Annotated in this window: 1 protein-coding gene; it reads right to left on the bottom strand. The window is 66.7% G+C overall.

Going from position 1 to position 5,024, the window contains the following annotated elements; genetic code table 11:
* On the bottom strand, positions 1-5,024 hold a 5,024-nt coding region (locus tag WBR57_RS02155; RefSeq protein WP_424081689.1), incomplete at both ends, for an amino acid adenylation domain-containing protein.

Genomic DNA, 5,024 nt, shown 5'->3' with positions numbered 1-5,024 from the left:
ATCCGCAGGCCGGCCAGCGCCTCGGGGATCATCTGCACATACTGGTTGAACAGCGCCGTAGTCACGAACAGCACCGTGACGCCCTGCAATGCCACGCCAAAGGCGGGCGGGTCGAGCAAGGTGGCATGGTCGATCACCTGCACCTGGCCGCCGTTGAGCAACGGGCCCCAGACGTCCATGGTGCTGGCATCGAACGCCGGGTTGGAGGCAAAGGCCACGCGGTCGCCGGCATTGAAGTCGGCGTAGCCATTGTTGAGTACCAGGCGCGTGATGCCGCGATGGGGCACCAGCACCCCTTTCGGCGTGCCGGTGGAGCCCGAGGTGTACATGATGTAGGCCACGCTGTCCGAGGATTGCGACAGGTCCGGGTTGTGGCTTGGTTGCGGGTCTAGAGCCAGGGTGTCGAGGTCCAGGCGCTGGGCCGGGTACGCGAGCGCCGCGTCGCTGCGGGTCAACAGCCAGGTCGCGCCGCTGTCGTGCAGCATGAAGCCCTGGCGTTCGGCCGGCGCGTTGATGTCCAGCGGCACATAGGCCGCGGCGCATTTGAGAATCGCCAGCTGGCTGACCAGCAGGTCCAGGCCGCGCGGCAGCAGGATCGCGACGTTATCCGCTGGCCGCACACCTAGCCCCAGCAAGTGATGGGCCAGGCGGTTGGCGCGGCTGTTCAGTTCGCCGTAGCTCAGGGCCTGCGCGCCATGCAGCGCCGCCAGCGCGTCGGGGCGTGCCTGGGCCTGGGCTTCGAACAGGCGCTGCACCGTGTGCTCACGCGGGTACGCGCGGCGGGTGGCGTTGAAGTCCAGCAACTGCCGGTGTTCGGCAGCGGGCAGGATCGGCAAGTGGCTGATGGCAATGTCGGCGTGCTGTTCCAGCGCCTGCACCAGTTGCTCCACGGCAGTGTGCAGGTAGCCGCACAACCGCTGCGCGCCTCGCCCCACGGCCTTCAAGGCGAACCCGTCAGCCTGATCATCCACGCTCATCGACAGACCGTAGTCGGTGTGTTCCTCAGCCTTGAGCAACTGGATGCCCTGCCACGCCTCGGCCACGCCCGCGGAGTGCGGCGCACTGTGGCGGTAGTTGAACAGCACGCTGAACAACGGCGTCGCCACCGGCACCGCGCTGCAACGCTGGGCCAGCGCCAACGGCGCATGTTCATGGGCGAGCAATTGGCTGAGGCGTACGTGGGTGGCCCGCACCGCGTTGCGCACCGAGTGCTGACCGAGGTCGACGCGCAGCGGCAAGGTATTGATAAACACCCCCATGGCCCGCTCTGCCCCTTCGCCGCCTTGCAGGCGACCGAGCAACACCGTGCCGAACACCACCTGCGCGCGGCCACTGACCTTGCCCAGCACCTGCGCCCACGCCAGGTGCATCAGGCTGGCGGCGCTCACCCCGCACTGGCGCGCCTGGTTGCGCAGGCGCTGGCTCAACAGCGGGTCAAGCGTCAGCTGCGCGGTGGCGTCGACACCGAGGTTGGGCACGTGCGTCGGCTCATCGATCTCGCCGAGCATTTCGCCGAAAAACCCCTGGTGATCGCCAGCACCCAGGCGGGTCTGGGCGACGTAGTTACGATACGGCACCGCCGCGCCCAGGCGGGCGTGCTCGCCGAGCAGGAAGGCCTGCATTTCGTGCTGCAGGATCTCCAGCGCGACGTGGTCCATGATCAGGTGATGGAACAGCAAGGTGGCGACCACCCGCTGCGGCTCCTCGGTGTACACCAGACGCATCAGCGGCGCCTGGGCCAGGTCCAGGCGCTGCGGCAACGGCCCCGTCTCGACGCGCAATGCAGCGTCACGCCACACCACTTGCACCGGTTCTTCCAGGCCGTCCCAATGGAACGACGAGCGCAGAATGTCATGGCGGCGGATCACCGCCTGCAACGCCAGCGCAAAGGCCTCCAGGCGCTGGCGGCTGTCGAACGCGAATTGCGCGTGCAGCACATAGGCGTCGCCTTCCTGCACGGCGCGATGCTGATACAGCATGCCCGCCTGCAATGGCGCCAGCGGGTAGATATCCTGCACATTCGCCGCGCCACCCGGAATGCAGGCGACAATCCGCTCGATGGCCGGTTGATCCAGTTGCACCAACGGCAGCATGGCCGGGGTGATCTGCGCGCAGTCGGCAGCAATGCCATTGGCCGGCACCGCCACTTCACGCCCGCTGCCGAGCGCCGCCGCCAAGGCGCTCAATGTCGGCTGGCCGAACAGCACCTTCACATCCGCCGACCAGCCGAGGCGGCGCAAACGCCCCATCAGGCTGACCGCCAGCAACGAGTGCCCACCCAACTCGAAGAAGTGATCGTGGCGCCCTACCCGCGGCACATTGAGTAGTTCGGCCCACAGGTTGGCCAGGGCAATTTCCATCTCGCCCTGCGGCGCTTCGTACGCGCGGACTGCCAGCGACTCCGCATCCGGTGCGGGCAGTGCCTTGCGGTCGAGCTTGCCGTTGGGGCTCAGGGGCAGCGCGTCCATGTGCACGAACAGCGCCGGCAGCATGAACTCGGGCAGCTGTTGCAGCAGGTGCACGCGCAGTGCGTCGATCTCGCAGCGAGCACCGGTGTAGTACGCCACCAGCCGGTCCTCGCGGGCGATTACGGCGGCTTCGTTGATCAAGGGGTACTCGGTCAGGCGCGCCTGGATTTCGCCCAGCTCGATGCGCAAACCACGGATCTTCACCTGGTCGTCATTGCGCCCCAGGTATTCAATGGTGCCGTCCGCCAGGTAGCGGCCGACATCGCCGGTACGGTACAGGCGCCCGGCGGTGAACGGGTCCTGCAGGAAACGCTCGGCGGTCAGCTCGGGGCGGTTCAGGTAGCCGCGCGCGACTTGCACGCCGCCGATAAACAACTCGCCGACCACGCCCAGGGGCACCGGCTGCATGTGCGCGTCCAGCAGGTACATGCGCGTGTTGGCAATCGGTTTGCCGATGGGGGTGTTGTCCGGCGTCAGCGCGCCCGCGCAGTCCCAGGCAGTGACGTCTACGGCGGCTTCGGTGGGGCCATACAGGTTATGCAGTTGGCTTCCGGGCAATTGCTGCTTGAAGCGCCGCACCAGGCTACCGGGCAAGGCTTCGCCGCTGCAGATCACGCGCACCAGCCCGGCGGCCTGGCTCACATCGCCATGGGCGAGGAACACATCGAGCATCGACGGCACAAAGTGCAACGTGGTGATGCGTTCGGCCTCGATCACCTCGCACAAATACACCGGGTCCTTGTGCCCGCCCGGCTGCGCCATCACCAGGCGTGCGCCGGTAAACAGCGGCCAGAAGAATTCCCATACCGACACGTCAAAACTGAACGGGGTTTTCTGCAGCACCGTGTCCTGCGCCGTCAGCGCATATTCGTCCTGCATCCACAGCAGGCGATTGACCACCCCGGCATGCTCGTTGATCACACCCTTGGGCTGGCCGGTGGAACCGGAGGTGTAGATCACATAGGCGCTCAAGCCCTGCACCCCGGGGTTGTCGACGCGCCGGTGCTGCCAATCCGGCTGGTCCAGATCGACCACGTGCACTGCACCCAACAGCCCACGTGTCGAACCCTGGGCCAGCACCACGGCGGGCGCGCTGTCCTGCAGCATGTAGGCGATGCGCTCCAGCGGGTACGCTGGGTCCAGCGGTACATAGGCAGCGCCGGCCTTGAGGATCGCGTACAACCCGATCACCATTTCCAGGCTGCGCTCCACGCAGATCGCCACCCGCGAGTCCGGCTGCACGCCCAGTGCCAGCAGGTGATGGGCCAACTGATTGGCCCGCGCATTCAGCTCGGCATAGGTCAGTTGCAGCTCGCCCGCCTTGAGCGCAATGGCCTGCGGCGTGCGCGCCACCTGGGCTTCAAACATGCCATGCAGGGTCTGGTCGAGGTTGTAATCCACCGCAGTGGCATTGAACCCGAACAACAGCTGGTGCCGCTCCTGCTCACCCAGCAAGGGCACCTGCTCCAGCACGGCCTGGTCGTTATCGACCATGGCCTGCAGCACCCGTTTGAAGTAACCGACATAACGCCGCACCGTCGATTCGTCGAACAGCGCGACCGCATATTCCAGCGCACCGACAATCGTGCCCTGCACTTCGCCCAGGTCTAGGGACAGGTCGAATTTGGCAAAGTGGCTGTCCTGCACAATGCCTTCCAGGGCCAGGTTGCCCAGGGCCAGGGTCGGCGCGCTGCTGTCCTGCCAGGTCAGCAGTGTCTGGAACAACGGGCTGTGCGCCAGGCTGCGCAGCGGCCGGGCGATTTCCACCACCTGTTCGAACGGCAGGTCCTGATGGGCCTGGGCCGCCAGCGTCAGGGCCTTGACCCGTGCCAGCAGCGCCTCGGTGCTCAGTGCGCCCGAGGTGTCGATGCGCACCGCCAGGGTGTTGACGAACAGCCCGATCAGCCCTTCCACCTCACTGCGGGTGCGGTTGGCCACCGGCGAGCCGATCACCAGGTCGTGCTGGCCAGACAACCGCGACAGCAATGCGGCCCAAGCGCTCATCAGGGTCATGTACAGCGTGGTGCCATGACGTTGGCTCAAGGCTTTGAGCCCGGCGGTCAGGCGCTCGTCCAGGCGCACCTCGACACTGCTGCCGGCGTAATCCTGCTGCGCCGGGCGCGGGCGATCGGTGGGCAGCGTGAGCAACGCCGGCGCGCCGGCCAGGGCCTGCTGCCAATAGCTGCTCTGGCGTTGCAATACCTCACCGCTGAGCCACAGGCGTTGCCACACGGCAAAGTCGCCATATTGGATCGGCAGCGCCGGCAACGGGTCGGGCAAACCATGGCTGAAGGCGGTGTACAGCGCCATCAGCTCGCGGGTCAGTACGCCCATCGACCAGCCATCCGAGACGATGTGGTGCAGGGTCAGCAGCAGCACATGGTGATCGTCGGCCATCACCACCAGGCGCCCGCGCAGCAGCGGGCCGCGCTCCAGGTCGAAAGGCGCCGAGCCCTCGCCGTGGATCAACGCATCCAGCGCCTGCTGGGGTTGCGGGTGGCGGCGCAGGTCCTGCACCTGCAAGGGCAGCATTTCCTCGGCAGGCACGGTCAGCAC

The organism is Pseudomonas sp., assembly GCF_049590575.1.
Taxonomy (GTDB): Bacteria; Pseudomonadota; Gammaproteobacteria; order Pseudomonadales; family Pseudomonadaceae; genus Aquipseudomonas.
Note: the sequence above shows the minus strand (reverse complement) of the source record. Positions and strands in the feature narration are given on the sequence as shown.